This is a genomic window from Reinekea sp. (genome assembly GCF_046710285.1).
GTDB lineage: Bacteria > Pseudomonadota > Gammaproteobacteria > Pseudomonadales > Natronospirillaceae > Reinekea.
On sequence record NZ_JBKEGY010000004.1, the window covers coordinates 38,134 to 64,078 of the forward strand.

The window sequence follows — 25,945 nt, forward strand, 5'->3', positions numbered from 1 at the left end:
ATAGCGTTTAGCAGAATCTAAAGTCGTTCATGCTGGTCTGGGGATAGTTTGATTTGATTTTTACCATTGGATTTTGCTTGATACAGTGCACGATCTGCTTCTTTAATTGAATCTTCAAGACTCTCTCTTGATGAACAATCAGCAACACCGACACTAAACGAGATTGGTACAGGTGAGCCCTCATATTCTATCTGAGGGTCTTGGCCCATGGCCTGAAATCGAGCAATGGCTTCTTCTGCATCAGCGACGCTTGTCATTGGAAAGAACGCAAGAAATTCCTCGCCTCCCCAGCGCGCCAGTAAAGTGTGATTTCTAAAAGTTTCTTTCATGGATAATGCGAAAGCCTTGAGCACATTATCTCCAGCGTCGTGGCCGTAGGTGTCATTTACTATTTTAAAATCATCCAAATCAAAAATAGCGACTGTACAGGGTAAGTTTTGTCGATTGGCCAAAGAAATTAAAGAATGAACATGCTTAAAAAAGAAACGTCTGTTCTTTAGCCCGGTGAGCCAATCAATTTCTGATAAATCTGAAATACTTTGAATGAGCTGTAAGTTTAATGATGAAACAGAGGCTAAGAGAAAACCAAGTAACAAGGTGGTTGTCAAAACTAGAAAAGACAAAGCGACGAAGGCAGCAGGGATCTCTGGTGTGTACATGACAACATAGACAATAAATAGTAGTACAGTTATTACCCAGATGACAGTTAATGACCTTTGAGCGCTATTATTTTCCTGCCAATTTCTAATCCCCACAAAAATGGAAGCTAGAGAAAAGTACATGAGTAAAATTTGAGAAGATCGGCCTCGTAGCCATTTAGTTTCAGGTTCATTAAATATAAGCAGGCTGGTCAGTGCAATTATCAATATTAGTGTGATAAATATATTTCTATTTAAACGAATAGCACTTTTATTGTCAGAAAAGTTAGATTCATAAATTTGATAGATAAAGCAGGTTGTTAATGCATTGCTAATAATTGAAAAAACTAAAGCAGATGTGCCGGTGGTTATTCCTGATAATGCGATGGTAGTGGTCACTAGCAATGACAGTAACATTGCGTTGCGAGCTTGGATAAGCAGTGTATTGTTAACTTTCTTTATTCGTCTATCTAGCACAGTTAGGTGATATAAGCCGAGAAACGCAACATTTAGTGTTACGAGCACGGGTATGAATAGCATCAATTCAGTAATAGTTAGGGACGATATAAAATTAAATACCATTATACGGCCAGTAAAAGTGGGACTAGAATTAATAATCTAGCACAAAAAATAGACAGTAAATGAGTTATTCGACAATTTAACGGTCTCAAGGTTATTTGAGGTTCAGAGACTCGTACGCCTTAAGGTCCTACAACGGGTACATCAAGGCCGTCTTTCACGCTCTCCATCACCACAAAGCTGTGCGTTTGCTGTACGCCCGGCAAGTTCGATATTTTATTCCCTAGTACACTACGAAAGTGGTAAATGTCTTTTGTGTGTACCTTTAATAAGTAATCAAAGTTACCGGCAACCATGTGACAGCCAAATACCTCAGGTATTTTTTGAATACGGCTATTAAATTCTGCGAGATCTGCGTCTGTTGTGCTCGTAAGGAGTACTTGAACAAAGGTGATGTGGTCAGAGCCCATCGCAACTAGATCAAGCTCAGCATGGTAACCACGAATAATGCCAGCTTTTTCAAGTTGCTTAACTCTTTCTGAGCAAGGCGTTTTGGTGAGACTTACGCGTTTCGCCAACTCTACAATGGTTAAACGGCTGTTTGCTTGTAACTCTTCCAAGATTTTTAAATCTATGCGATCAGGTTGGTACGCCATGGCTAGTCTTATTTCCTATTAAAGGGTGTCCCTACAGGCAAATAGACTACATTATCTAAAAAATAAGTGCCATTTCCTTTAATAAATAGGTGAATATTGACCTAAGTCACAATACAAAATTATCTATCACTTTTTAGGTAGGTTTTTTTGGAACAAAAGCGCGGGTGCTTTCCACAGCTTGGGTGATTTAAAGGTTCCAATAAAAACGCTGACAACTATTATAAAATAAATGTCAGAACAAAAATAAAAATCGGAGAGAACAGTCTATGTTGATGTACAGCCAGTTCGGAATATATTTAATTATGATGCTGGGGATCGGCTATTACGCGATGTCCAAAACCAAGGACAATGCCGGATTCATTATCGGCGGTCGATCTTTAGGGCCCGCTACGACGGCCATAAGTGCCGGTGCTTCAGATATGAGTGGTTGGTTACTATTAGGTTTGCCGGGTGCCGTATTTGCCGGTGGCCTAAGTGAAGGCTTGTGGATTTCACTGGGTCTTGCCATTGGTGCTTATACTAACTGGATCGTTGTTGCTGCAAAACTTAGAACCTTTAGTGAGCAACTGGGTGCGGTGACACTGCCTACTTATTTAGGTAATCGTTTTGAAGATAAATCTGGAATGCTTAAATTGGTTTCTGCCATAGTTATTCTATTTTTCTTTACGCTTTATGTGGCTTCAGGCTTGAAAGGCGGAACTTTGTTGTTCGCCCATTCATTTGGTGCCAGTGAACAAGTATCTTTGCTTGTGACGACGTTAGTGGTTGTGTCTTATACATTCTTAGGCGGCTACTTAGCGGTTTCTTGGACTGACTTAGTCCAAGGTATTTTAATGTTTTTTGCACTCACTTTTTGTGCGTTATTAGGCTACTTCGCCATTGCCGGTTCACCGGTTGATATTGCCGCAGTTAATCCTAAAGCATTTGAATGGAAAACAGGGTCATTGCTCACCGGTATTTCTCTCATGGCATGGGGCTTCGGCTATTTTGGCCAACCACATATCCTAGCTCGATTCTTCGGTATCAAGAGTGTTAATGACGTACCTGCTGCACGTAGAATTGGTATGTCGTGGATGGTTGTCGTATTGATTTTGTCTACTTGCATTGGGCTTATTGGTATTGGCTATGCTGAATTACATTCTTTACCTGGTGTCACGGGTGAAGGTGGCAGCAGCGAGCGTATTTTCTTAGCACTCACCAGTGCGTTATTCAGCCCCTGGATCAGTGGTATCGTACTTGCTGCCGTATTGGCAGCAGTAATGTCAACGGCAGATTCTCAGTTGTTAGTTTTGAGCTCTGCATTAACGGAAGATATCCCATTATTTGAAGATACGTCTGAAGAGAAGAAAGCTTGGATTAGCCGTTTTGGTGTTGTTGGTTTCGCTTTATTGGCTTATATCATTGCAGCAAATGATACCGGTACTATTTTAGGTATGGTGGGCTATGCATGGAGCGGCTTTGGTGCAGCATTTGGCCCATTAGTGATCTTGTCTGTGGTCTGGAGAGATACGACAAAAGCGGGTGCCGTTGCAGGTATTGTGATTGGTGCATTGTCTACTTTTATCTTCAAAAACTATGTCTCTTTTGAAGGCCATTACTTGTATGAGTTATTGCCAAGTTTCATTATTGCATTCATCGCGATTGTTGTAGTGAGTAAAGCAACAGCGAAGCCAAGTGAAGCACTTTTGAATAAGTTGAAAATCTAGCACATCTGTTTTAAAAACCTACTGAATGCACAGCCGACCTAGATTGTGCATTCAGCGATTGATTTGAAGTATCTATAGCAATACCCATTGCAGTAACAGTAAACGCGTTAAGTCTTTAGGACATGAATTTGGGCCTCAGGACTTTTTCGCCTAGTGAAAATTTATATTCAGGTGACGACGATGAACCTTGTTGAACTAAAACAGCAAATATCCACCAAACGATTCAACTCAGAAACCGATGCCATTTCGCATCTTATGCAAGCAAATACCTTTGATGCTGTGCAACGCAAGAAAGCCTTTGAAAGGGCGTCGGGTTATGTTCAGGCGATAAGAGCGGATGCAAAACCAGGTTTGATGGAATTGTTTTTAGCCGAATATGGTTTGTCGACCAATGAAGGTGTGGCGTTGATGTGTTTAGCAGAAGCCTACTTACGTACACCCGATACATTATCATTAGATGCATTGATACGAGATAAAATTGGCACCGGTAATTGGACCGGTCATCGCGGGACGTCTAGTTCGATGCTGGTTAATGCGTCCACTTGGGCGCTCATGTTGACGGGCCGCGTTTTTAAAGATCAAAAAGTAGGCGATAGAGCATTGTCAGATATTATGCTCGATACTATTAGCCGTTTGGGTGAATCTGTCACTCAAAAAGCTATCAAAGAAGCCATGAAAATACTGGGTAAGCAGTTTGTATTGGGCCGCGATATCGACGAAGCCCTAACGCAATCGAAAAAAGGTAACCAAGCAAAATATCGCTATTCATTTGACATGCTCGGTGAAGCAGCCAGAACAGCAAACGATGCTGACAAATACTTTAAAGCCTACGAAAAAGCCATCACCGCGATTGCAAAACAAGCCAAGTCAGATTCTATTCACGATAACTCGGGCATCTCGGTAAAACTTTCCGCTTTACACCCTCGGTATGAATATGTTCAGCGTCATCAAGTGATGGTAGAGCTAGTGGCCAGCGTTAAAAAACTAGCCGTTCAGGCGTGCGAAGCCAATATTGGTTTTACTATTGACGCGGAAGAAGCAGACCGCCTTGAATTATCTCTTGATGTCATTGAAGCCGTGTTAAGTGACCCAATATTCGAAGGTTGGGACGGCTTTGGCATTGTAGTACAAGGCTATTCAAAGCAAGCACCCTTAGTCATTGAATTTTTAGCGGAACTGGCCAAGAGTTTAAATCGTCGAATTACCGTGCGGCTAGTGAAAGGCGCTTATTGGGATTACGAAATAAAACAAGCGCAAATTTTAGGGCTAGAGAATTACCCCGTTTATACCCGTAAAGTATCAACAGATGTTTCATATTTATGTTGCGCGCAGTTATTGCTAAATTCAACCGATGTCATTTACCCACAGTTTGCCACGCATAATGCCCACACCACGGCCGCGATTCTAGAAATGGCGCAACCGGGGCAAGCATTTGAATTTCAACGATTGCATGGCATGGGTGAAGCACTGCATCGATTAATATTGGAAGACAGCAATGTACCTTGCAGAATTTATGCCCCCGTTGGTGTACATAAAGACTTGCTAGCATACTTGGTAAGACGCTTGCTCGAAAACGGCGCGAATAGTTCTTTTGTTAATAAGCTGTTAGATGAGAAAACTCCGATAGCAGATTTAATATTAGATCCGATGGATGCATTGGCAGCGTTGAAAAACATCGCCAACGCTAATATTCCATTACCACCCCAGCTTTATGGTGACAGCCGGTTAAACTCCAAAGGTTTAAATTTAAATTTACCGCTACACGCGACTGCAGTAGATGTAGAGATGAATAAATTCAAACATAACCAGTGGCATGCTCAGTCTACTATTGTGGGTACAAGCAGCATTGCACCTGCTCAGCTGGTATTCTCTCCCGCGGATCATACAGTTCAGGTAGGTGAGGTGATAGAAGCCGATGCAGATATGATTCAAAAAGCATTTAGCCATGCGCAAGACAGTATTCAAGCTTGGTCAGATATGGGTGTTAATGAGCGTGCGAATATTTTAGAAAAAATTGCTGACCTATATGAAGAGTATGAACTCGAATTGATGGCAATGGCAACTTTAGAAGCGGGTAAGTCACGCTTAGATGGGCTGTTGGAAGTTCGTGAGGCTGTCGATTTTTGCCGTTTTTATGCAGCAGAAGCCAGAAGACAGTTAGGCGGACAAAGCACAAAGGGCATTGGCCCTGTGGTGTGTATTTCTCCTTGGAATTTCCCAGTCGCCATTTTCACGGGGCAAGTTGTTGCGGCGTTGGTTTGTGGTAATCCGGTACTGGCAAAACCTGCGGAGCAAACGGCATTAATCGCTGCGCGAGCCGTTGAATTAATGTATCAGGCCGGTGTACCTAAAGGCGTTTTACAGCTAGTGATCGGTAAAGGTTCAACGGTGGGTTCTGCTCTGACGAGCAACGAAAATATTAAAGGCGTTTGCTTTACCGGTTCAACGGCCACTGCCAAACTAATAGACCAAACTGTGGCCGCCAATGCTGGCCCCGATTGCCGTTTAATCGCTGAGACTGGCGGTTTAAATACCATGATTGTTGATTCAACCGCGCTATTAGAGCAGGCAGTGCGAGACATAGTTGCCTCAGCCTTTCAAAGTGCAGGCCAGCGTTGTTCTGCATTAAGAATATTATGCGTACAAGAAGAAATAGAAGCGTCTTTATTAGAAATGCTTGAAGGCGCTGCTAATGAATTGGTAATTGGTGACCCATGGCATGAAGCCACGGACGTTGGCCCTGTGATAGACGAAGCCGCTAAACATACCATTGATACGCACTGCGAACAGATGACAGAAAAGGGTCGGCTGTTGTTTAAAGTTCAGGTGCCAGATGAATTAGCGGGCGGAAGCTTTGTTTCACCTATTGCATTTAAATTGAATACATTAGACGAGCTTAAACAAGAAATATTTGGCCCGGTGCTGCATGTTTATAGCTTCAAAGCCAAGCATCTTGATAAATTAGTGCAAGACATTAACGCCAGTGGTTATGGTTTGACCATGGGCGTTTATAGTCGAGTTAACTCTCGCGTTGCGCGTGTTTGCAAAGCTGCTCATGTGGGTAATATGTATGTTAACCGCAACCAAATTGGCGCGGTCGTGGGGGTACAACCCTTTGGTGGTGAAGGCCTTTCAGGTACCGGACCAAAAGCCGGAGGCCCGAATTACTTGCGTCGTTTTTATCAGCATGCACAGCAGCCACCTAGTGCGTTTGCAGTTGTTAATAGTTCAGCACTAGTTGAAAGTAGTGCGCTTAAGCGCTTGCGTAATGCCAGCAGTAGTCAGGCTGTATTGAAACAGTGGCAAGATGTTGAGCTACGACACAATATACTGGGTGCGGTTTTAGGGTATTTGCCTGAATCGTTGGCCGTTGTAGCACAGCAAGCACTTAATACAGATGCAGAGGTGTCTTTTGAACCGGAAATGTTAGTCGGCCCAACAGGTGAAACGAATCAGCTGTCTAATTATGGTCGTGGCAAGGTATTGTGTCTTGGTGGTGGAGAAGACGACCATGCCTTTGTGACTCAGGTATTCCGTAGCTTAAACTTAGGTAATCTCGTTGAAGTGACTGGTTTAAGCAACCTAACGTCGATCCAAGCAATACTCTATGCACTTAGCAAAGCAAACGTGAAAGGCTTAATTTCTGTTACTGAGCAAAAAGCTGAACAAGCCCTAGCAGAATCAGACATGAGTTTAGTGTTATTCGATGGTGATTTAGCCACACGGACAGCGTGGCGTAAAATACTCGCTGCACGTGCCGGTGCCCGAGTCGCATTAGAAAGCTCAACCACAGGTGATGAAATGCTCACCATTGAACGAGTGATTAGCACAGATACCACAGCCGCAGGCGGAAACGCTTCGTTATTGGCCTTAGGGGAGAGCTAGTTCAAGGCTGTCGCTATTGAATGTTACGGGCTATCGTTTTTGACGAGTCTGTAACGTTTACATGCTCTTGATGACTTGTTGCTACACAACAGTAATCAATGTCTGCAGAATGGTTTACAATGGCGGCCTCATAAAAATCTAGGATTCACAGCATGGCAGTAATACGTTGGTTTTTGGGCTTAATTATTTTGGCTTACGAAAAGCTTGCAAGCCCAAAAGGTGTACAGCGAGACGAAGCTCACCAAGCGCAGATAGATGAAGAAGCGAAAGGTTTGATCTTGTACCAATATAAAGCATGTCCATTTTGCTTGAAGGTACGTTTAGCGATGAAACGCCAGTCATTGAACGTCGAAACTCGTGATGCTAAGCGCAGCGAAAGTGCTCGTGAAGAGCTTATGGCCGGTGGTGGCTTATTAAAAGTGCCTTGTTTGAAAATAGTTGAAAGCAACGGAACAGAAACTTGGATGTATGAGTCTTCTGACATAATCGCTTATTTAGAAAAACGTTTTGACGCGCCAATGGCGGCATAAACTTACAACATATAGAAAGACCCGCTTTTAAGGCGGGTTTTTTATTTTAAGGAGTCTCGATGAATAGTATTAATCCTAAAAAACTACTCCATAGTAAGTGGACTGCGAAAAACCCTCACAATAAAGAAAAACACTTTATCGTTAATGATATAGAGTTCGATGAAGAAGGCGTGGTGGTTTTCTGTTCTATCGAAGCAGTATTGACTAAGCGTGTAATACCTTTAACGTGGCAAGATCTAAAAAATGATGACGTTTGGGTCTTTGGTTGGCAGTAACTTAACGTGCGAAGCATAGTAGCATTGTGCAATTAGACGATAAGTTCAAATAGTGACAAAAATTTGTGAATACTCACCCAATAAGGGTTGCATACATGACTAAAAAATATCTTCTCATCCTTTTTCTTCTGTCTGGACTGTACACCTTTATTGGTTTTTTGAGCTTGCCGAAGGCCCCTAACATCCCAGGCCTTGCCGATTTATTGGGTTGGGGGTTTATTGGGCCTCTTATTTCAATAGGTCTTATTTGGTTCTTTACAAGGAAGGTCATTGCCCAAAAGGCGCAACGGCTTTGGGTTTCAAGTCTTTTTAGTGCCTATTTTGCCTTAACGGGTTACCTCGCTCTCTATTATATAGTGGGTGTGTGGTATACCATCTAAATTGCGTTTGATAATCATTATCATTTGTGAGATTATAAGTCTATACTTTAGATTTATAATGGATGATACATGTCACAACCTTCCTTTAGAGAATTAACCGTCGTTCAGTCTCAAAGACTCACAGAAAACATGCATCGGGTGACGTTTGAAAACCCCAGTCTTGCAGATTTTCCAATTGATGCAGACGGTCGATATTTTAAACTGCTATTCCACCCTGAAACGGGCAAGGCAATTCGCCAAACTCAAGAGCTTAACGAGTTAGACGGCAAGCGCCCAACGTTAAGAACCTATACGGTACGACATTTTGATGCCAGTAATTTACGTATGGATGTTGATTTTGTTATTCATGGTGAAGGAGCGAACTCCGGTCCAGCGTCCAGCTGGGCGAACGGCTCTCAGGTCGGCGATTCAATTTTGATGGGCGGTCCTGGCCCAGCCAAGTTTGTGAATACCAATGCAGATTGGGTGTTTTTAGTAGGAGACATGACGGCGTTGCCTGCAATTGCTGCCAATTTAGAACAATTAGCTAACACGGCCAAGGGTGTCGCGGTTATACAAGTAAAATGTGCTGCAGATAAACTCGACTTACAAAAACCCGAAGGGATTGATGTTGTTTGGGTGGTGGACCCTGATAATCTAGTGTCCGTGGTGAAACATCAACCTTGGCGATCCGGCACTGCATCCGTTTGGGTGGCTTGTGAATTTACCTCTATGCGCGCACTTCGAGACTACTTTAAAGTAGAGCGTGAAACACCTAAAGACTTACTCTACATTTCCAGCTATTGGAAGCAAGGCATTAACGAAGAAGAGCATAAAATTGTTAAGAAGCAAGATTCGGGAATATAGCATGCAATGAAAGTAGATATTTACACGATATGACTAGAATCAATTACAGATCAAAGTAGAATTGCTACCGAAATACCCGTTGACACTTCAAGGGGTATTCTATACTTTAGCTTTTTCTAATATGAGAATGTTATTGATATCTTAGGCATTCTCTAGCCCAACTAGGAGCTGCCTGTGTCCGATACCCTGCTCGAACTCTCCCGATTGCAATTTGCTCTCACCGCGATGTACCACTTTATATTTGTTCCATTAACCATTGGCATGACCTTTATGTTGGCGATTATGGAATCGCTGTATGTCATGACCCAAAAGCAAGTCTACAAAGACATGACTCAGTTTTGGGGTAAGTTGTTTGGTATTAACTTTGCCCTTGGTGTTGCCACGGGCTTAACGATGGAATTCCAGTTCGGTATGAACTGGTCCTATTATTCGCATTATGTCGGCGATATTTTTGGAGCGCCGCTTGCCATTGAAGCATTAATGGCGTTTTTCTTAGAATCGACGATGGTTGGTTTGTTTTTCTTCGGTTGGGATCGGCTATCACAAGTAAAACACTTAATTGTGACTTGGCTGGTGGCGATTGGCTCAAGTTTATCTGCGCTGTGGATATTAATTGCCAATGGCTGGATGCAACACCCAGTTGGCTCAACGTTGAACCTTGAAACAATGCGTATGGAAATGACTAACTTTGCAGAGGTAATCTTCAACCCAGTGGCCCAAGTGAAGTTTGTTCATACGGTCTCGGCTGGTACCACCACTGCGGCGGTTTTTGTTTTAGCAATCTCCTCGTGGTATTTATTAAAGGGCCGACACGTTGCATTTGCACGACGCTCTTTTGCTATTGCAGCCAGCTTTGGTTTAGCTTCGGTTTTATCCGTGATCGTTTTGGGCGATGAAAGTGGTTACGAACTAGGCGATGTTCAAAAAATCAAACTGGCCGCTATAGAATCGGAATGGGAAACGCACGAGCCTCCGACATCGTTTACGATTGTTGGCATCCCAAATCAAGAAGAACAAACCACCGACTACGCCATAAAAGTGCCGTGGATGATGGGACTTATTGCTACTCGTTCAATCACAGAGCCCGTAATTGGCCTAAAAGATTTACGGACAGAAAACCGAGAGAGCATTGTCTCTGGGTTAGTCGCTTACAACTTGCTAGACAAAGTTCGCGCAGACCTAGCCAGTGAAGCAGAAGTGACACTGTTTAACCAGCACATAGATGACTTAGGCTATGCCTTGTTGTTAGAGCCTTTTACGAACGATATGACTGCGCCAACTGAAGCTGCAATAGACAGAGCCGCAGACTATAGTATTCCGCCTGTCGCGCCGTTGTTTTGGAGCTTCCGAATTATGGTAGGCAGTGGCTTCTTTATGTTAGCGGTGTTTGCATATGCGTTTTGGGTGAGTGCTCGGCATAGAATTACCAAACCGCGCTGGTTCTTAAAAGTTGTGTTATTTACCTTACCATTGCCTTGGATTGCTTCAGAAGCGGGCTGGTTTATTGCTGAATACGGTCGTCAGCCTTGGGCGATTGCTGAAATATTGCCAGTGCATACCGCTGTGTCGAATTTGTCAGTCTCCGATGTGGTTATTTCTCTCACCGCCATTACATTATTTTATACCGTGATGTTTATTCTCGGTATGTATCTGATGATTCGATTCTCTAAAAAAGGACCCTATAGCGACAACGAAACTAAAGCAGCAGAAGCAATCACTGAACAGGAGATACTCTAATGTTAGATTATGAAACCCTTCGCATTATTTGGTGGCTGCTCATTGGTGTTTTACTGATTGGCTTTGCCATTACAGATGGTTTTGATTTAGGTGTTGGGGCGTTACTGACCTTAGTTGGTAAAACCGATAACGACCGTCGAATCATGATAAACACCATTGGACCCCATTGGGATGGCAACCAAGTTTGGTTGGTCACCGCAGGCGGCGCTATTTTTGCAGCCTTCCCAATGATTTATGCAACCGCTTTTTCCAGCTTTTATCTGGCGTTAATGCTGACCTTAGCGGCTTTATGGATGCGCCCCTTAGGGTTTGATTTCCGCAGTAAACTGGAAAATCCAAAGTGGCGTAAGAGTTGGGACTGGGCGTTATTTTTTGGAGGCATCGTACCGGCGCTTGTTTTTGGTATTGCCTTTGGCAACTTACTGCAGGGTATGCCATTCCAGTTTGACGACATGCTAAAGGTCACTTATACGGGTAACTTTTTTACCTTGCTTAACCCATTCGCCATCTTAACAGGTTTGGTTAGTGTCGCGATGTTACTCATGCATGGTTCTGTTTGGTTGCAGTTGAAAACCGATAGCGTCATTCATGAGCGTGCTGAGAAAGTAGCAACGAAATTAGGTATTGTAACTTCTGTACTGTTTGTTATTGGTGGGCTTTGGATAGCCTTTGGAATTGATGGTTACCACATTACTTCAACCGTTATCACCGATGGTGCATCAAACCCTCTGACTAAAAATGTCAGTGTTAGTGCGGGTGGCTGGCTGCTTAACTACCAATTATACCCATGGATGATACTCGCACCGGTCGTCGGTGTGGTATCGCCTCTTATTGTTGCCTTGCTGAGTTTTCGCAAGCGCGGTGGTTGGGCATTTGTTGCCAGCGCATTAAGTCTTGCAGGAATAATTTTAACCGCAGGCTTCGCCATGTTTCCATTTTTGGTGCCAAGCTCAAGCTTCCCTGCGATGTCGCTCACAATTTGGGATTCATCGAGCAGTCAGCTTACGTTAAATATTATGTTTTACGTTGCCATGTTATTTGTCCCGATAGTTCTTGGCTATACCCTTTGGGGGTTCTGGACAATGCGCGGACGCATAAAAGCAAAACACATAGAAGCTGGCAGTAGCCACGCAATTTATTAAAGGAGCCAACGTATGTGGTATTTCACTTGGATTTTAGGCGTACTTCTGGCGTGTAGTTTTGGCATTATCAATGCCATGTGGCTAGAGATGACAGAAGACCTTGATCGAGCAAAAGACGCCGATGATATCGACGGATAATGTCTGAATCTCGCGACTCAACGCTGAACCTACTGTCAGCCTTTGAACCTAAGCTGCGTTTATCTCGCAGCTTTTACGTCTTTTTTAATATAGCCGCAACTGTTTGCCTTTGGGTTTGGTTTTATTTTGCCTCTGGCTGGCTGGTGGCTTATGTTATTGATGATGTTACAAATGCCCACTACTTTAAAATGAGCTTAGTATTGATGCTGGCTCATGCGGTGTTGCGTTTTTGGGCTGTGCGGCAGCGAGTTGGCTTAGCTCAGCAAGTGGCTAATCTATTTTATGACCGATTCTTTGATGAACTAATGGCTAAGCGATGGGCGTTAATACGTAGCAAGCCGTTGACGGCATGGCAAGATGTCACTTTTCGTCACTTACCCGCTATAGAAAAATACTTAATAGATTACCGCGCACAAATGCAGCTTTTAGTAGTGATTCCGTTCAGTGTCTTAGTCGCAGTCTTTCCTTTTAGTTGGCTAACAGGCCTCACGCTCTTAGTGACGTTACCGCTTATTCCACTGTTTATGTGGCTGGTCGGAACCGGTACCGCAACAATGCAAAGCAAGCATATGCTGGCGCTGAATAGATTGGGTTCTTTTTTTGCGGATCGCATTCAAGGCCAACGAACCGTGCGCCTTGCATCGGCACAATCTTCACAATTAACCGCTTTTGAAAAAGTTAGCGAGCAGCACAACAAACGAATGGCAGAAGTCATTCGCATTGCTTTTTTGTCGGGATCGGTTCTAGATTTTTTTGCAACAGTGTCCGTTGCCATTGTTGCGGTGTTTATTGGCTTTGCACTGTTAGGTGAAATTACCTTTGGATTTCAAGGCGGAACCCCAAGCTTGCATCATGGCTTATTCTTACTGTTAATAGCACCGGCTTTTTTTAACGAATTTAAAGTGTTGGGCAAACTCTATCACGTGAAAGCAGAAGCGAGTGCAAGTAGCGAGCAATGGCACCATGCCTTGCAATGGCAACCAAGTGAGAATGGGAGCCAAAAAAGCCGAATAAATTTTCAGCAACTTCAGCTGACGAACGTTGAAGTTCAAGGTTTTGAAGGGGATACACTGGTTAGCGCTGACAGCTTAAATTTACAACAGGGTGATAGGGTACAACTTAATGGTGCATCGGGCAGCGGTAAAACGGTGTTGTTTGATGCGCTAGCAGGGTTGCGACAGACTTCAGGAAATATCGTATTAAACAGTCAAACGGTGGCATCACTCAGTGCATTGCAAACAAGCGTTTTCTACTTAGAACAACAGCCGGTGTTTTTCGCCGGAACGGTACGTGATAACTTGAGCTTAGGCGAAGTTGATGACACTAAAATTATCCAAGCCATTAATGACATTGGTTTAGGGCAATGGTTAAAAAGTCAGCCCGCGGGGCTTAATACGCCTTTGGATGAACACACCAATTTGTCTGGTGGCCAAAAACAAAAGCTGGCCTTAGCGCGCATTATTATTTTTGATGTACCTCTCGTATTACTCGATGAACCCTTTGCACATTTAACCGAGCATGAACAAGATGAACTGTTCGAAGTGTTAGTTAAGGTGACTCAACCCCGTACCTCTATTTGGATTAGCCATCGGGCAATGCCTACTCAAGCATTCAATAAGCAATGGTGGTTGTCTGAACAAGGGCATTTAAGCGAGACTGAGTTATGAAAATGTGGCAACAAAAATTTTTGAGTCTCCTATTGTTTATAATCAATATGCTTTCGCAATTGTCATTGCTTTTTTTCTCTGGCTGGTTCATTGCAGCCTGTGCTATAGCGGGTCACGCAGGGGTGTTAGCGGGCTTCAACTACATGGTGCCTGCGGCAGTTATTCGTTTTTTTGCCTTGGCACGTATCTCTTCAGGCTATTTTGAAAAGTACTTGTCTCATCTGTTGTTGCTACGCATCCTAAAAAACCTTCGCGCGAATGTATTAGGTGCTATTTTCTATAAACAAAAGAACTTAACCCAAAGTGAAACAGGGCAAGCACTGCAGCAGCAAACTGAACAAATAGCGGCACGCTGGAGTACAGTTACCTCACCCACGGTCAGCGCGTTATCGGTTGCCATGGCCATCGGCTTATTGTTTGCACTTTGGTGGCCCAAGCTATTAGTTAGCTGGGTAGCCCTATGCTTAGTTTCTGCCGTGTTATTGGTCGGGTTTTCATGGTTGCACAAAAATGCAATAGTGCGAGAGTTCAATCAACAACACACCTATTTGAATCAGCAACGGCAGTGGCTGCATGTTTCTACTTTGTGGCACTTCACGCAATCAGCTTTTTCACACCAGGCTATTCAAACACAAGCGAAGATCACAGCGCGCCAACGTATTCAGGCTGACACTGTCGAACGAGCAGCGGAACATGCAATTACATTGGTTGCGTTGGTGTTCACCTCAGTATTATTCTTCCAGCTTGAGGCTATTGAAAATGCATCGTATTGGGTGGTTGCCTTCATGATTTTATTATCAGCACGAGATTGGTTACAACCGCTGATGCAAGCACAATTTGCTCAGAATAGGCTCACGCAAACCTCTCAGCATTTATTTGCAAGTACATCTGAACTCGCGAAGCCAAAAATTGAAACGCAAAGTAAGTTTGATTTTATTTTTAGCTCCCTAAAACTACAAAGCTTTGCCTGGACACGGGGTAAGCATGAAGGGCCAGCGCTCACCGCGAGTTTTCCAGCAACAGGATTGTTCCGAATTGATGCACCAACCGGCGTCGGAAAATCAAGCCTGTTCGACGCAATGACAGGTGAGCTAAGCTACAGCGGGCAAATAACCGTCAACGATCAAAGCCTAGAATTATTGACCACATCACAACGACAGTCTTTGTTTCATTATGTGCAGCAACACGAACATGTGTTTTCAGCTACATTAGCCGAGAACTTAAAATTGGCTAGCCCAGAGGTTAGCAACGACGATTTACTTCAAGCATTAGAATGGGCCGAACTTTCGCACTGGGCCAAACCAGAGCGCTTGAATACTTGGCTAGGCACCCAAGGCTTGCCTGTGTCAGGTGGCGAAAAAAAGCGCCTCTTCCTAGCGCGCGCTTATTTATCAACAGCGCCGATTCTATTACTCGATGAGCCCTTCGAAGGGTTAGATGAGGCAACCAGTCAACGGTTAGTGATAAAGCTAACTAGCTTAAGCCAAACAAAGTTATTGTTATTGGTGAGTCATTTAAAGCCCGTTGGGTTGATGCTTAACGAGACATATCAGCTGAACGTGGTCGAGGCTTAAATAACCCAGCCAATAAAAAAGCCACCGTATTACTACGATGGCTTTAACTCTAATTAATAAAACAACATTTTTTATTAACTAGTCGATCGTCGGGTTCTGCATTTTGGTGCGAATTCTTCGCCCGAATATCATTGGCAGTATTAAACCTGCTGCTGCGATGATCCAAATGCTAATGGCTAATGGGCTCTGCCAGAAAACTAACCAGTTGCCATCTGAAATAACCATGGCGTGTGCTAGGTTCTTTTCCATTTCAGGTCCAAGTAGCATCCCTAAGATAATAGGCACCAATGGAATCTCTAGCTTACGGAATAAGTATCCCGCTATACCAAAGGCGACCATGAACTTTAAGTCAAACGGGCTGTGGCTTATCGAATAAATACCAACAAACGCCACCATGGTGACAATAGGTAATAGGAAGTGAGTCGGCACAGAGAGTAGCTTAACAAACACACCGATCAGTGGAATGTTTAACACTAGCAGTAAAAAGTTACCGATCAACAAAGCAGCAATTACCCCCCAAACCACATCAGCGTGTTGCGTAAACATGAGTGGGCCGGGTGTTATGTTTAATGAGATCAACATAGCCAGCAAAACAGCGGTAGTCCCACTTCCAGGCACGCCTAACGTCAACATTGGAACTAAAGCACCCGATGAGGCACCGTTGTTACCGGCTTCAGGGGCTGCTACCCCGCGTTCATCACCTTCGCCAAACTTGCCATCTTTACCGACAACTTTTTTCTCAATGGTATAACTAACAAAGCTACCCAATGAAGCACCCGCGCCAGGCAATACACCGGCAATAAAGCCAATAAAGCCGCCACGAATGGTTGTTGGAATGAGCTTAAATATTTGTTTAAAGGTTAGGTTAAGCTTACCGACAATAATCTTTTTACCGGGGCCTTTTGCTTTATTTTCAATAAACAAGAGCAGCTCAGAAATAGCGAATAAGCCTACGATCGCTAATATGAAGTCGATACCTTCAAAGAGTTTTAACTGCCCAAAAGTATAGCGTTGAATACCTGTTGAGATATCCATGCCGACTGTCGAAATCATCAGGCCAATTACCGCAGCAATTATTGTCTTTGTCGGGTTTTTACCGGTAATGCCACCTAAGGTTGCAAAGGCAAGCACGAACAAAGCAAAATATTCCGCAGGACCAAAGGTTAATGCAAACCGAGCCAACACGGGAGCTAAAAAGATTAAGCCGATGGTGCCTAATAAACCACCTACAAATGAGGCGATGGCCGAAATCGCTAAAGCTTCTGCCGCCTTACCTTGCTGGGCCATGGGATAACCATCTAAGCAGGTCATCATTGCCGGTTCATCACCAGGAATGTTAAGCAAAATAGACGAAATACGTCCACCGTACATCGCACCTGCGTAAACAGATGTCAGAAGAATAAGGGCTGTTTCAACTGGCAATGCCAATGAAAAGGCTAACGGTATTAAAATTGCGACACCGTTGGCAGGACCTAAGCCCGGTAATGCCCCGATTAACGTACCGACGAATGCACCAATGAGGGCATACATCAGGTTGGTCGGGGTTAACGCGACAGCAAAGCCATCGAGTAAAAATTGAAAAGTTTCCACTAGCTCATCTCCAACAAACCTAACGGTAAGGGTAAATCGAGTAAATTGTTAAATAGTAGAAAAACGCCTATGGCTGCGCAAAGCGCAATCAGTGCGGACATTTTAACGCTACCGCCCATGCGCCAAGCTAAAAAGGTCACCGTAGCCAAAGTGCTGAGAATAAAGCCCAGTGGCTCCAACAATACTGCGTAAGCAATCAGCGCAATGATGGCATAACCAATTTCTAATAAAGTTTTACCTTTAGGCCAAACACTATTTGGCTCAGGTTTAAACATCAATGCGATACTTGAAAGCAATAACGCTACTGAAAGTATCATTGGAAAAGTATCTGGTCCTACTGCTTCATGGCTGCCAAATGGTTCTGGCCACTGTTGTGACGCCCAGCCATAGGCTAGGGCGATCACGAACAGGAACAGGCCAAAGAGCCGATCCCCGTTTAAAGTCATTTTAATAAACCGATTTCACGTGAAAGTTGCTCAATGTCTGCTACTTGCTGTGTAACAAACGCTTCAAATTCATCCGCCTTAGGGTGGAAAGGTATTAGGCCGTTTTTCGCCATAACAGCTTTCCACTCATCAGAAGAATAGAGTGTATCGATTGCATCTACCCAGTATTTCTGAGCGGCTTTATCGGCACCTTTAGGCATGTAGAATCCGCGCCAGTTTGGCCCAAGTGCTTCAATACCTTGCTCACGAGCAGTCGGAATGGTGCTGAATTTACCCGGTAAACGCTCTTCTGCTAACACTGCAATAATGCGTAAATCACCTGATTCCCAGAAACCTGCTGCTTCAGAGATGTCGCCAGTAAAAGCATCAACGTGACCACCAACTACTTGAGTGATTGCTTCACCGCCATTGTTGTATGACAAGTAAGGGATTTGTGGAAGGTTTGATACGCCTGCTGCTTTCGCTGCAATCAATACTTTCAAGTGATCCCAACCGCCGTTTGCAGAACCGCCAGAAAACTTAACTGAACGTGGGTCTGCAGCTGCTGCTGCCATTAAGCTTTTTAGATCTTGGTATTTAGAGTTTTTGCTGACGGCAATAACACCGTAGTCAGCGCCTAAAGCACCGACCCACTTAACCATGCTTGCGTCCATACCCGCGAACTGCTGTTGAGCTAATCGAGTTGTGGTTGCTGTAGAAGCCGCAACTAATAGCTGATCGTCGCTGCCGCGCTTGCCAAGAACGTGAGCAAAAGCAACACCGCCGCCTGCGCCTGCCATGTTAGTCGTTTGTACTGCTGCAGGGACTAAGTTTAATTCTTCCAGTACGTTACCCACGCTACGACAGGTAAAATCCCAACCGCCACCTGGGTTTGCCGGTGCGATACAGTCAACTTTACCTGAAGGTTCCCAAGCAGAGGCAAGCGTTGCCGATAAACCTAGAACGGTTGCTAATGCTACTTTGAGTGTACGTTTCTTTTTCATTGTAGTTCCTCATTATTTTTATAATTGCCTGTTGATCAGGTTGGTAAAGATTACTTCGAGAAAACTACGATCCAAAGCTTATGGGCTTAGTGGGCTTTAAGAACCAATTGTCCATTTTGTTCATAAAGTTCACGGGGTATTTTGAGGTGGTTTTTGGTAAGCTAGTTAATAAGTCAAATAACAATAAAAAGTGAATCAATGAACGGCTTTAGTCTATTTAAGGTACGCAAGCTGCAGTTGGGTACCCGTCTCATGTGGTCTATGAGTTTTATCTCCTTGTTGCAAGCGGCACTGATCGGCGGTTTTGCTTGGGTGAATTTATCTGTTTCTTTAGATCGTGAGATTGGTCAGCGTGCCTTAAGTGTGGCTAAAACCATAGCTTCTGCGCCTTCCATTATCCATGGCATCGAAGGCAACAACTTAGTATTGTTGAATCAACTGGCTAAAGACTTAGCAGAAACCAATGATGCCTTGTTCATTGTATTAGGTGATAAAAACAGTATTCGATTGGCGCACCCCAATCCTGCAAAACTGGGATTGTCGATGGCTGATGATGATGGCGATACTGGGGAAGTTGCCTTGCTGCAAGGCCGAGCCTATATTGATAAAGCCCAGGGCAGTTTAGGGTACTCAACGCGCGGTAAAGCACCCATTTATGATCAGATTGGTGAGAATATTATTGGTATTGTGTCGGTCGGGTATTCGTTATCGCAGGTGCAGTCGACAATTCGGACCTATTCTACTTGGCTAACGTTGGTTTTAGTGGCCGCTATTTTAGGCAGTGTCGTTGCGGCAATCGTTATTGCACGGCGCTTGAAACGAGAAATTTTTGGTTTAGAACCTGAAGAAATAGCGCGCAAATTTCAAGAGCAAGAAGCCACGTTACAATCTGTGGTTGAAGGTATTATTGCGATAAACCGCGATGGTATCATCACGACATTTAACCGGCGCGCGATCGAAACCTTAGGCCTAGATAGAGGCACGCAACTAGAAGGCTTGCATATTGAGCAAGTACTTCCAGATACCAAGTTGGTCGAGTTGATGACCCAAGGTGTCCCACAATTTGATTTAGAAGTTTGGTTGCAAGATAAACAGCTTGTTGTTAACCGCTTACCGGTTACCTTTGAAGGTCAAATCATAGGCGCGGTATCGAGTTTTAGGTCGCGCGATGAAGTTGATGCGATCAGTCAGCAATTGACCAAAATTGAACAATATGCCGACACCTTACGCAGCCAAGCGCATGAATATTCTAATAAATTGCACACCATCGCGGGGCTTATACAGTTAGATGCGAAGCAAGACGCCTTAGCCTTAATTGGCCGCGAAGCTCAAGATCATCAAGCGCTTATTACCTTATTGGTGAGAGCCACACCTAACCCTGTGATCGCCGGTTGCCTATTGGGCAAATTTAACCGTGCTAAAGAGATGGGTCTAAGTCTGCGTATAGACAACGAAAGCGAGCTTGCAGACTTACCAAAAAATATTACCCAAGATCAGTTGGCATCCATTCTGGGTAACATAATTGATAATGCGTTAGAAGCAACACTAGGTTTTAGAGGGCCTGGTGGTGAAGTGAGAGTTAGCTTTACTGATATTGGTCAAGACGTAATTATTGAGGTTCAAGACGAAGGGCCTGGTGTTCCGGCAGATATTAAAGACTTAATATTCACCAAGGGTTACAGCAGTAAGTCGGGTCGAGAGCATGGCATTGGTTTGTATTTAATTGCAAATATCATCCAGCAGTGTCAAGGTCATATCGATATAGAAAACCTTGATTCAAATGGTTCTCGATTCATCTTATACTTACCAAAAATAATGGGCGCGAAGCAGTCATGATTCTATTGAAAATTGCCATCATTGAAGATGACCCCAAAATTGCCGAAATTCAAAAAAGATTTTTGGAGCGCATTGAAAACGTCGAGCTAGTCGGCATTGCACACAGTGTTGAAGATGCAACTACCATTATAGAGGTATTTCAGCCGCATTTAGTCTTACTAGATGTCTATTTACCTGATGGTAACGGGCTCGAACTGCTGCGCCAATGGCGAGCAGAAAACTCACCGCTCGATGTTATTTTAATTACCGCAGCAAAAGAAGTAGATACTCTGCGTAGTGCACTGCGTTCAGGCGTGTTTGAATACATCTTGAAACCACTGGTGTTTGAGCGTTTAGAAGAGGCGATTAAAAACTATCAACACCACTTAGAACGTTTAAATAGTTTAAATTCTTTGCAGCAAGATCAACTCGACTCTTTGATCTCTAACGCTGAAAGAAAACCGAAATCGACCACCCGGTTACCAAAGGGCATAGACGCACTGACGCTCGATAAAGTCAGAGATATTTTGAATTTAAATCAAGATTTTAATGCTGAAGAAGTTGGCCAGAATATTGGCGCGTCGCGCACCACTGCAAGACGTTACTTAGAGTTTTTAGTTGGCACTAATGAGGCCATTGCTGAAATTAGCTATGGCCAAGTGGGTCGTCCTGAGCGCCGCTATAAGGGCGCTCGGTAATTCCTATTTAACTAGGCTGCGGCTAGTTGTTCCTTGTGCTTCGCTTCAAGCTCGTCACCTTGCGTTAGTAAATATTCAAAGGCCGCTAAACTTGCTTTGGCGCCTTCACCCATAGAAACAATGATCTGTTTATAAGGGACGGTTGTTACATCGCCGCACGCGTAGATACCTTCGGTTGAGGTATGGCATTTTTCATCGATGATGATTTCACCAAAAGGTGTTTTATCGACTAGGTCACCTAAGAAACCACTGTTTGGAACCAAGCCAATTTGCACGAACACACCTGCTAAGTTAACGCGTTTGGTTTCATCGGTTGCTCGATCAATATAATCTATCGCAGACACCTTACCTGATGATGCTATGACTTCTTTAGTTGCAACGTTCTTTAATATAGTAATGTTGTCTTTCGCTTGAGCTTTATCGACCAGTACTTTGTCTGCTTTTAATCCTGGCATAAATTCAAATACTGTCACCGACTTTACTATGCCGGCCAAATCTAAAGCGGCCTCTATACCGGAGTTACCACCGCCGACTACAGCAATGTCTTTGCCCTTGAAAAAAGGCCCGTCGCAATGAGGACAATAAGCCACGCCATTACCAATGTTTTCCTTTTCGCCAGGAATACCAAGTTCACGCCATTTGGCTCCTGTAGCCACTATGACGACTTTGGTTTGTATTACCTCACCTGAGCTGAGCATGATGGTTTTTATGTCACCTGGAATAACCTCGGATACCGTTAAAAATTCTTTAACGGTAATGTCGTATTCTTTCATGTGGGCGTGTAGTGATTTCGAAAGCTCAGGCCCTGTTGTTTGGATCGTAGAAATAAAGTTTTCAATGCCCATAGTGTCTTTTACCTGACCACCAATTCGGTCTGCGATCAAGGTTACTTTTAAGCCTTTACGGGCGCTGTAAATTGCCGCGCTAACGCCGGCAGGGCCACCGCCAATAACGGTTACATCTTGCAGGGGTAACGTCGATTCACTTTTTACGGGTGCTTCACTATGCTGCATTAATTTTTCAATAAGTTGTGCCGCATCGACTTTGCCGTTAGCAAATAACTCGCCATTTAAATACACACTCGGTACGCCTTGAATATCGCGCTCGGCAATCAGCTCAGGGTAAAGGCCGCCGTCAATCATCTCACTGCTAATGTTTGGGTTGATAATGGCAAATTGGTTGAGGGCTTGCACAACGTCTGGGCAGTTGTGGCAACTTAAGCTCACAAATACTTCAAATTTGAATTCACCCGTGACGTGAGCAACAATACTTTTAATACTGTCATCGAGTTTTAAATCGGTACCTGAGGCATGTAAAACGGCCAAAATTAATGAGTTAAATTCATGGCCACTTGGGATACCCGAAAAGCGGATACCCGTATCAACTCCGTCTGCTTCTATTAAAAAGCTAAGGGGGCTGCGTAAAAGGCCATCGGTTTCTTGTTCAATGAGTTCTAGGTTATTACTGACACTGGCTATTTCCGATAGGAATTTAACCAGCTCATCGCGCTTATCATGCTTGCCTGTTTGAAGAACAAAGTTGACGCGCTTTTTCATGGTAGCGGTATAACTTTTTACCGCTTGTAAAATATCATTTGTTAACACAACAGTGCTCCTTAATTTATTAAGTCATTAACGAGAGGCATCAAGGTACAGCTGTCTCATAAATATTTCACAGCTTAGCCGCGTTCAGCGGCCCATCGCTTGAAATTTCGGTCGCCATAAACCCATCCATGGGGGCTTGGTTGAAACATTCATGTTTCAAACACCCGAATTCCAAGCAATGGACCGCTTCTAAACTATGGGACAGCAATGGCACCAAGGGTGCCCCCGTTTTTGTATTTGCTAGGTTGCTTAGATTTTTCCAACTAGGTCAAGAGACGGAGCCAGAGTGGCTTCACCTTCTTTCCACGCTGCTGGGCAAACTTCACCTGGGTGATCGGCAACATATTGTGCAGCTTTAATTTTGCGCAATACGTCTTGTGCATCTCGGCCAATACCTTCAGCAGTGATTTCCATGGCTTGAATGGTGCCTTCTGGGTCAACGATAAAGGTGGCGCGATCTGCTAAGCCTTGGCCAGGACGCATAACTTCAAAGTTACGAGTAATGTCACCGGTAGGGTCGCCAATCATGGTGTATTCAATTTTACCAATAGTATCTGACGAGCCATGCCATGCTTTGTGGGTGAAATGGGTGTCGGTTGATACCGAATAAATTTCAACACCACGCTTTTGGAATTCCTCATAGTGATCTGCTAAATCACCAAGCTCTGTTGGGCACACAAATGTGAAATCTGCTGGGTAGAAGAAGAATACTGACCACTTACCTTGAGTGTCTTTTTCTGACACTTCAATGAATTCGCCGTTTTTGAATGCAGTTGCGTTGAAAGGTTTAATCTGAGTATTAATAAGTGCCATGGTGGCCTCCGTTGTTTCTAATTTGGGTTTGTCTTACTGACTGAAGCCAGTTTAAGCGAAGTAGGAAGTTTGTTAAAATTGATTGAGTGGAAGATAATGATCTAATAAATAGATCGTAGATTGATGGAGGAATTTTCATGATTTCAACGAAACAGCTCTATTACGCATTGGCCGTGGAAAAAACTCTGCATTTTAAAAGAGCCGCAGAAGCTTGTAATATCAGTCAGTCAGCACTCAGTACGGCCCTCGCCACACTGGAGCAGCAGCTTGGCTTCAATATTTTTGAACGCGATAATAAAAAAGTACTGGTGACTCCGCAGGGTAAAGACGTGCTGGTCAGAGCGCAGCGCATCATGGCTGAATTAGATGAATTAGAATTTATTGCTGAAAATCAGCAGATGCCGCTGACTTACCCTATAACTATCGGTGTTATACCGACCATTGCACCATTTTTATTACCTAAGGTCTTTCCTCATTTAAATGAACAATACCCAGCAGCCAAACTCAATATTGTCGAGGAACAATCGCATGTCTTAGTGGAGATGGTCAGGCGCGGCGAAATAGACACTGCGATTATTGCCATGCCTTACCCGTGCGATGGGTTACTGAGTATGGAGTTCTGGCAAGAGGACTTTTACTGGGTGGCATTAAAGGGAGAGCAGTTTACCGACCAGGCGGAGGTTACCAGTTATGAGTTGAGCTCAAGTCATTTGATGTTGCTCAAAGAAGGGCATTGTTTGAAAGATCACGCTTTGGCGGCTTGTCGTTTACCCCCTCAATCGGCTAATCATGGTTTTGGTGCGACCAGTTTAAACACCTTGGTGCAAATGGTCCTTGGTCGAATGGGCACCACTTTAATACCTGAGATGGCGCTTAAATCACTCATCGCTCAGAATAGCGAATTGTCAGCAATTCACTTAAATGAACCTGGTCCGCATCGGCGTTTGGCCTTCATTATTCGGCCAAATTACACTCGTATGCGCAGCATTGAGGCATTAGTAACGTTGCTAAAACAATCTTTGATTTAACAGTGTAAACCGGCTGAAGTCTTTGGTGAGGCATAATCGCTATTAAGTTGTACATAGGGTTTAACAGTCCGTGTTAGTATGGCCTTTACAAAGTAAGCAACACAACCACAATAGGATCGTTATGAGTATTCAAGATATCGCCGTGAGTAACGGACAAAAGAAAAGCCTTTTAAAAGCTATTAACGATGACAGTATTGCGCTGCAAGAAGACGAAGGTGATTTAATTATAAATACCCAAGCTTATATCGCTAAATATCCTAAGTTAGCAGAGTCACCTGTATATCAAATAGTTGAAAACGAAACCTTGGATATTGATGCCGAATATTGGGTATTTAGCTAGCGCATTAAAACTCGTTCGGTTTAATGACATACTCTTGGTACTATGAATTCTATACATTAATAATAAGTAGAAACAGAATGTCAGAAAATCTCAGTGTGAAAGTTGAATACAAGGGCGCACTTGCTTTTGTCTCCTTAAACCGTCCCGAAAAGCATAACGGTTTGAACCGTGATATGTTTGAAGCGTTAGTGAGCACGGCTAAGTCCATTAGAACAAATCGATCAATCCGAGCGGTCATCTTATCAGGCGCAGGGCCTTCATTTAGTGCGGGCCTTGATTTTGCCTATCTGACGAAAAACCCAAGCATGATCCCGAGGTTCTTTTTGAAACTACCGTGGCGCAAAGAGAACATGTTTCAGCGTGCGGCATTAGTTTGGCAGCAATTACCTATCCCTGTTATCGCGGCGATACATGGCAACTGTTTTGGCGGCGCCATGCAAATAGCCTTAGCTTGTGATTACCGTATTTCGACGCCAGACGCGAAGTTTTCAATTATGGAAATGAAATGGGGTTTAATTCCTGATATGAGCGGTATGGTGCATCTTTCACGCTTAACCTCTTTAGATATCGCACAAGAGCTGACCATGACTGGCCGAGTGTTTAGCGCCGATGAAGGCAAAGAGTACAATCTTGTTAGTAAAATTAGCAATGACCCGGTAGCAACGGCCACTGAATTAGCTGGTCTTATTGCACAGCAAAGCCCAGACGCGGTAGCGGCAGCCAAGTACTTGTTCAAGAAAACTTGGAAAAAAGGTGAGCGCTCAGCATTGTTATGGGAGCGACTCGTACAGTTACGACTTTTAGGTCGCAAGAACCAAATGATAGCGCTTAAAAACGGCACTAAAAGCGATGGTGAAAAGCGAGAGTTCTTAACTAGAACTTCGTTCAAGTGATCATACTGAACAGCTAGGTTTTTTTAAAATAACAGGAAGTTT

The 25,945-nt window shown here is 43.8% G+C and carries 23 protein-coding genes; 16 read left to right on the forward strand and 7 right to left on the reverse strand.

Going from position 1 to position 25,945, the window contains the following annotated elements:
* Positions 1-17 precede the first annotated feature (17 nt).
* Together ACI882_RS04280 and ACI882_RS04285 are read right to left on the reverse strand one after the other, a co-directional pair.
* Positions 18-1,220 carry a GGDEF domain-containing protein gene (locus ACI882_RS04280; protein ID WP_411744434.1) on the reverse strand — a complete coding sequence of 401 codons (1,203 nt, stop codon included), beginning with the start codon at positions 1,218-1,220 and terminating at the stop codon, positions 18-20.
* 119 nt (positions 1,221-1,339) lie between these two features.
* Positions 1,340-1,813, reverse strand: coding sequence for an Lrp/AsnC family transcriptional regulator (locus ACI882_RS04285; RefSeq protein ID WP_411744433.1), 474 nt, complete (start codon positions 1,811-1,813; stop codon positions 1,340-1,342).
* A 272-nt stretch (positions 1,814-2,085) separates the two neighbouring features.
* Between ACI882_RS04285 and putP the strand changes: the two genes are divergently transcribed.
* The 11 genes from putP (at position 2,086) to ACI882_RS04340 (ending at position 15,693) form a co-directional block, all read left to right on the forward strand.
* Positions 2,086-3,519, forward strand: coding sequence for a sodium/proline symporter PutP (gene putP / locus ACI882_RS04290; RefSeq protein WP_411748441.1), 1,434 nt, complete (start codon positions 2,086-2,088; stop codon positions 3,517-3,519).
* 180 nt (positions 3,520-3,699) lie between these two features.
* A complete protein-coding gene (gene putA / locus ACI882_RS04295; RefSeq protein WP_411744431.1) occupies positions 3,700-7,404 on the forward strand; it encodes a bifunctional proline dehydrogenase/L-glutamate gamma-semialdehyde dehydrogenase PutA in 3,705 nt (1,234 codons plus the stop codon).
* Between the two features lie 152 nt (positions 7,405-7,556).
* Positions 7,557-7,934 carry a glutathione S-transferase N-terminal domain-containing protein gene (locus tag ACI882_RS04300; protein WP_411744430.1) on the forward strand — a complete coding sequence of 126 codons (378 nt, stop codon included), beginning with the start codon at positions 7,557-7,559 and terminating at the stop codon, positions 7,932-7,934.
* 59 nt (positions 7,935-7,993) lie between these two features.
* A complete protein-coding gene (locus tag ACI882_RS04305; protein WP_411744429.1) occupies positions 7,994-8,209 on the forward strand; it encodes a TIGR02450 family Trp-rich protein in 216 nt (71 codons plus the stop codon).
* Positions 8,210-8,304: 95 nt separating this feature from the next.
* Entirely contained in the window at positions 8,305-8,589 is a 285-nt protein-coding gene (locus tag ACI882_RS04310) for a hypothetical protein (protein WP_411744428.1), read from the forward strand.
* 69 nt (positions 8,590-8,658) lie between these two features.
* A complete protein-coding gene (locus ACI882_RS04315) occupies positions 8,659-9,435 on the forward strand; it encodes a siderophore-interacting protein (RefSeq protein WP_411744427.1) in 777 nt (258 codons plus the stop codon).
* Positions 9,436-9,609: 174 nt separating this feature from the next.
* On the forward strand, positions 9,610-11,172 hold the full coding sequence (locus tag ACI882_RS04320; protein ID WP_411748438.1) for a cytochrome ubiquinol oxidase subunit I: 1,563 nt from the start codon (positions 9,610-9,612) through the stop codon (positions 11,170-11,172).
* Positions 11,172-12,314 (forward strand): cytochrome d ubiquinol oxidase subunit II, encoded by a 1,143-nt coding sequence (cydB, locus tag ACI882_RS04325; protein WP_411744411.1) that lies wholly within the window; start codon positions 11,172-11,174, stop codon positions 12,312-12,314. The genes ACI882_RS04320 and cydB overlap by 1 nt, the downstream gene beginning before the upstream one ends.
* A gap of 12 nt (positions 12,315-12,326) precedes the next feature.
* The gene (cydX, locus tag ACI882_RS04330; protein ID WP_411744410.1) at positions 12,327-12,452 is read left to right on the forward strand and encodes a cytochrome bd-I oxidase subunit CydX; all 126 of its coding nucleotides are present in this window, start codon (positions 12,327-12,329) and stop codon (positions 12,450-12,452) included.
* Positions 12,452-14,119, forward strand: coding sequence for an ABC transporter ATP-binding protein/permease (locus ACI882_RS04335; RefSeq protein ID WP_411744409.1), 1,668 nt, complete (start codon positions 12,452-12,454; stop codon positions 14,117-14,119). The genes cydX and ACI882_RS04335 overlap by 1 nt, the downstream gene beginning before the upstream one ends.
* A gap of 2 nt (positions 14,120-14,121) precedes the next feature.
* Positions 14,122-15,693: an ATP-binding cassette domain-containing protein gene (locus ACI882_RS04340; RefSeq protein WP_411746242.1), complete on the forward strand. Its 1,572-nt coding sequence runs from the start codon at positions 14,122-14,124 to the stop codon at positions 15,691-15,693.
* Between the two features lie 78 nt (positions 15,694-15,771).
* Here the strand turns inward: ACI882_RS04340 and ACI882_RS04345 are convergent, their stop codons facing one another.
* From ACI882_RS04345 to ACI882_RS04355, 3 genes are read right to left on the reverse strand one after another with little or no spacing between them, the layout of a single operon-like run.
* Positions 15,772-17,283, reverse strand: a complete 1,512-nt coding sequence (locus ACI882_RS04345) for a tripartite tricarboxylate transporter permease (RefSeq protein ID WP_411744407.1) — start codon at positions 17,281-17,283, stop codon at positions 15,772-15,774.
* Complete coding sequence (locus tag ACI882_RS04350; RefSeq protein ID WP_411744406.1) at positions 17,283-17,729, reverse strand: tripartite tricarboxylate transporter TctB family protein; 447 nt, start codon at positions 17,727-17,729, stop codon at positions 17,283-17,285. Before ACI882_RS04350 ends, ACI882_RS04345 begins: the two co-directional genes overlap by 1 nt.
* A complete protein-coding gene (locus ACI882_RS04355) occupies positions 17,726-18,712 on the reverse strand; it encodes a Bug family tripartite tricarboxylate transporter substrate binding protein (protein ID WP_411744405.1) in 987 nt (328 codons plus the stop codon). The genes ACI882_RS04350 and ACI882_RS04355 overlap by 4 nt, the downstream gene beginning before the upstream one ends.
* A gap of 198 nt (positions 18,713-18,910) precedes the next feature.
* Between ACI882_RS04355 and ACI882_RS04360 the strand changes: the two genes are divergently transcribed.
* Both ACI882_RS04360 and ACI882_RS04365 read left to right on the forward strand, forming a co-directional pair.
* Positions 18,911-20,548, forward strand: coding sequence for an ATP-binding protein (locus tag ACI882_RS04360; protein WP_411744404.1), 1,638 nt, complete (start codon positions 18,911-18,913; stop codon positions 20,546-20,548).
* Positions 20,545-21,225, forward strand: a complete 681-nt coding sequence (locus tag ACI882_RS04365) for a response regulator (protein WP_411744403.1) — start codon at positions 20,545-20,547, stop codon at positions 21,223-21,225. The genes ACI882_RS04360 and ACI882_RS04365 overlap by 4 nt, the downstream gene beginning before the upstream one ends.
* Positions 21,226-21,236: 11 nt before the next feature.
* Here the strand turns inward: ACI882_RS04365 and ahpF are convergent, their stop codons facing one another.
* Together ahpF and ahpC are read right to left on the reverse strand one after the other, a co-directional pair.
* Positions 21,237-22,829 (reverse strand): alkyl hydroperoxide reductase subunit F, encoded by a 1,593-nt coding sequence (ahpF, locus tag ACI882_RS04370; protein WP_411744402.1) that lies wholly within the window; start codon positions 22,827-22,829, stop codon positions 21,237-21,239.
* Positions 22,830-23,078: 249 nt separating this feature from the next.
* The gene (gene ahpC, locus ACI882_RS04375; RefSeq protein ID WP_411744401.1) at positions 23,079-23,642 is read right to left on the reverse strand and encodes an alkyl hydroperoxide reductase subunit C; all 564 of its coding nucleotides are present in this window, start codon (positions 23,640-23,642) and stop codon (positions 23,079-23,081) included.
* A gap of 137 nt (positions 23,643-23,779) precedes the next feature.
* Between ahpC and ACI882_RS04380 the strand changes: the two genes are divergently transcribed.
* The 3 genes from ACI882_RS04380 to ACI882_RS04390 all read left to right on the forward strand — a co-directional run bounded on the left by ACI882_RS04380 (position 23,780) and on the right by ACI882_RS04390 (position 25,903).
* Entirely contained in the window at positions 23,780-24,670 is an 891-nt protein-coding gene (locus ACI882_RS04380) for a LysR substrate-binding domain-containing protein (protein WP_411744400.1), read from the forward strand.
* A 121-nt stretch (positions 24,671-24,791) separates the two neighbouring features.
* Positions 24,792-25,010: a hypothetical protein gene (locus ACI882_RS04385; protein ID WP_411744399.1), complete on the forward strand. Its 219-nt coding sequence runs from the start codon at positions 24,792-24,794 to the stop codon at positions 25,008-25,010.
* A gap of 77 nt (positions 25,011-25,087) precedes the next feature.
* On the forward strand, positions 25,088-25,903 hold the full coding sequence (locus tag ACI882_RS04390) for a crotonase/enoyl-CoA hydratase family protein (protein ID WP_411744398.1): 816 nt from the start codon (positions 25,088-25,090) through the stop codon (positions 25,901-25,903).
* Positions 25,904-25,945 lie beyond the last annotated feature (42 nt).

Excerpts from the sequence above, each read along its gene's own strand:
- ACI882_RS04340 (WP_411746242.1), top strand. The coding sequence starts at position 14,122 with ATGTGGCAACAAAAATTTTTGAGTCTCCTATTGTTTATAATCAATATG.
- ACI882_RS04285 (WP_411744433.1), bottom strand. The coding sequence starts at position 1,813 with ATGGCGTACCAACCTGATCGCATAGATTTAAAAATCTTGGAAGAGTTA.
- ACI882_RS04315 (WP_411744427.1), top strand. The coding sequence starts at position 8,659 with ATGTCACAACCTTCCTTTAGAGAATTAACCGTCGTTCAGTCTCAAAGA.
- ACI882_RS04300 (WP_411744430.1), top strand. The coding sequence starts at position 7,557 with ATGGCAGTAATACGTTGGTTTTTGGGCTTAATTATTTTGGCTTACGAA.
- ACI882_RS04350 (WP_411744406.1), bottom strand. The coding sequence starts at position 17,729 with ATGACTTTAAACGGGGATCGGCTCTTTGGCCTGTTCCTGTTCGTGATC.
- ACI882_RS04280 (WP_411744434.1), bottom strand. The coding sequence starts at position 1,220 with ATGGTATTTAATTTTATATCGTCCCTAACTATTACTGAATTGATGCTA.
- cydB (WP_411744411.1), top strand. The coding sequence starts at position 11,172 with ATGTTAGATTATGAAACCCTTCGCATTATTTGGTGGCTGCTCATTGGT.
- ACI882_RS04310 (WP_411744428.1), top strand. The coding sequence starts at position 8,305 with ATGACTAAAAAATATCTTCTCATCCTTTTTCTTCTGTCTGGACTGTAC.
- ACI882_RS04360 (WP_411744404.1), top strand. The coding sequence starts at position 18,911 with ATGAACGGCTTTAGTCTATTTAAGGTACGCAAGCTGCAGTTGGGTACC.
- cydX (WP_411744410.1), top strand. The coding sequence starts at position 12,327 with ATGTGGTATTTCACTTGGATTTTAGGCGTACTTCTGGCGTGTAGTTTT.
- ACI882_RS04365 (WP_411744403.1), top strand. The coding sequence starts at position 20,545 with ATGATTCTATTGAAAATTGCCATCATTGAAGATGACCCCAAAATTGCC.
- ACI882_RS04380 (WP_411744400.1), top strand. The coding sequence starts at position 23,780 with ATGATTTCAACGAAACAGCTCTATTACGCATTGGCCGTGGAAAAAACT.
- putP (WP_411748441.1), top strand. The coding sequence starts at position 2,086 with ATGTACAGCCAGTTCGGAATATATTTAATTATGATGCTGGGGATCGGC.
- putA (WP_411744431.1), top strand. The coding sequence starts at position 3,700 with ATGAACCTTGTTGAACTAAAACAGCAAATATCCACCAAACGATTCAAC.
- ahpC (WP_411744401.1), bottom strand. The coding sequence starts at position 23,642 with ATGGCACTTATTAATACTCAGATTAAACCTTTCAACGCAACTGCATTC.
- ACI882_RS04335 (WP_411744409.1), top strand. The coding sequence starts at position 12,452 with ATGTCTGAATCTCGCGACTCAACGCTGAACCTACTGTCAGCCTTTGAA.
- ACI882_RS04355 (WP_411744405.1), bottom strand. The coding sequence starts at position 18,712 with ATGAAAAAGAAACGTACACTCAAAGTAGCATTAGCAACCGTTCTAGGT.
- ACI882_RS04385 (WP_411744399.1), top strand. The coding sequence starts at position 24,792 with ATGAGTATTCAAGATATCGCCGTGAGTAACGGACAAAAGAAAAGCCTT.
- ACI882_RS04305 (WP_411744429.1), top strand. The coding sequence starts at position 7,994 with ATGAATAGTATTAATCCTAAAAAACTACTCCATAGTAAGTGGACTGCG.
- ACI882_RS04390 (WP_411744398.1), top strand. The coding sequence starts at position 25,088 with ATGTCAGAAAATCTCAGTGTGAAAGTTGAATACAAGGGCGCACTTGCT.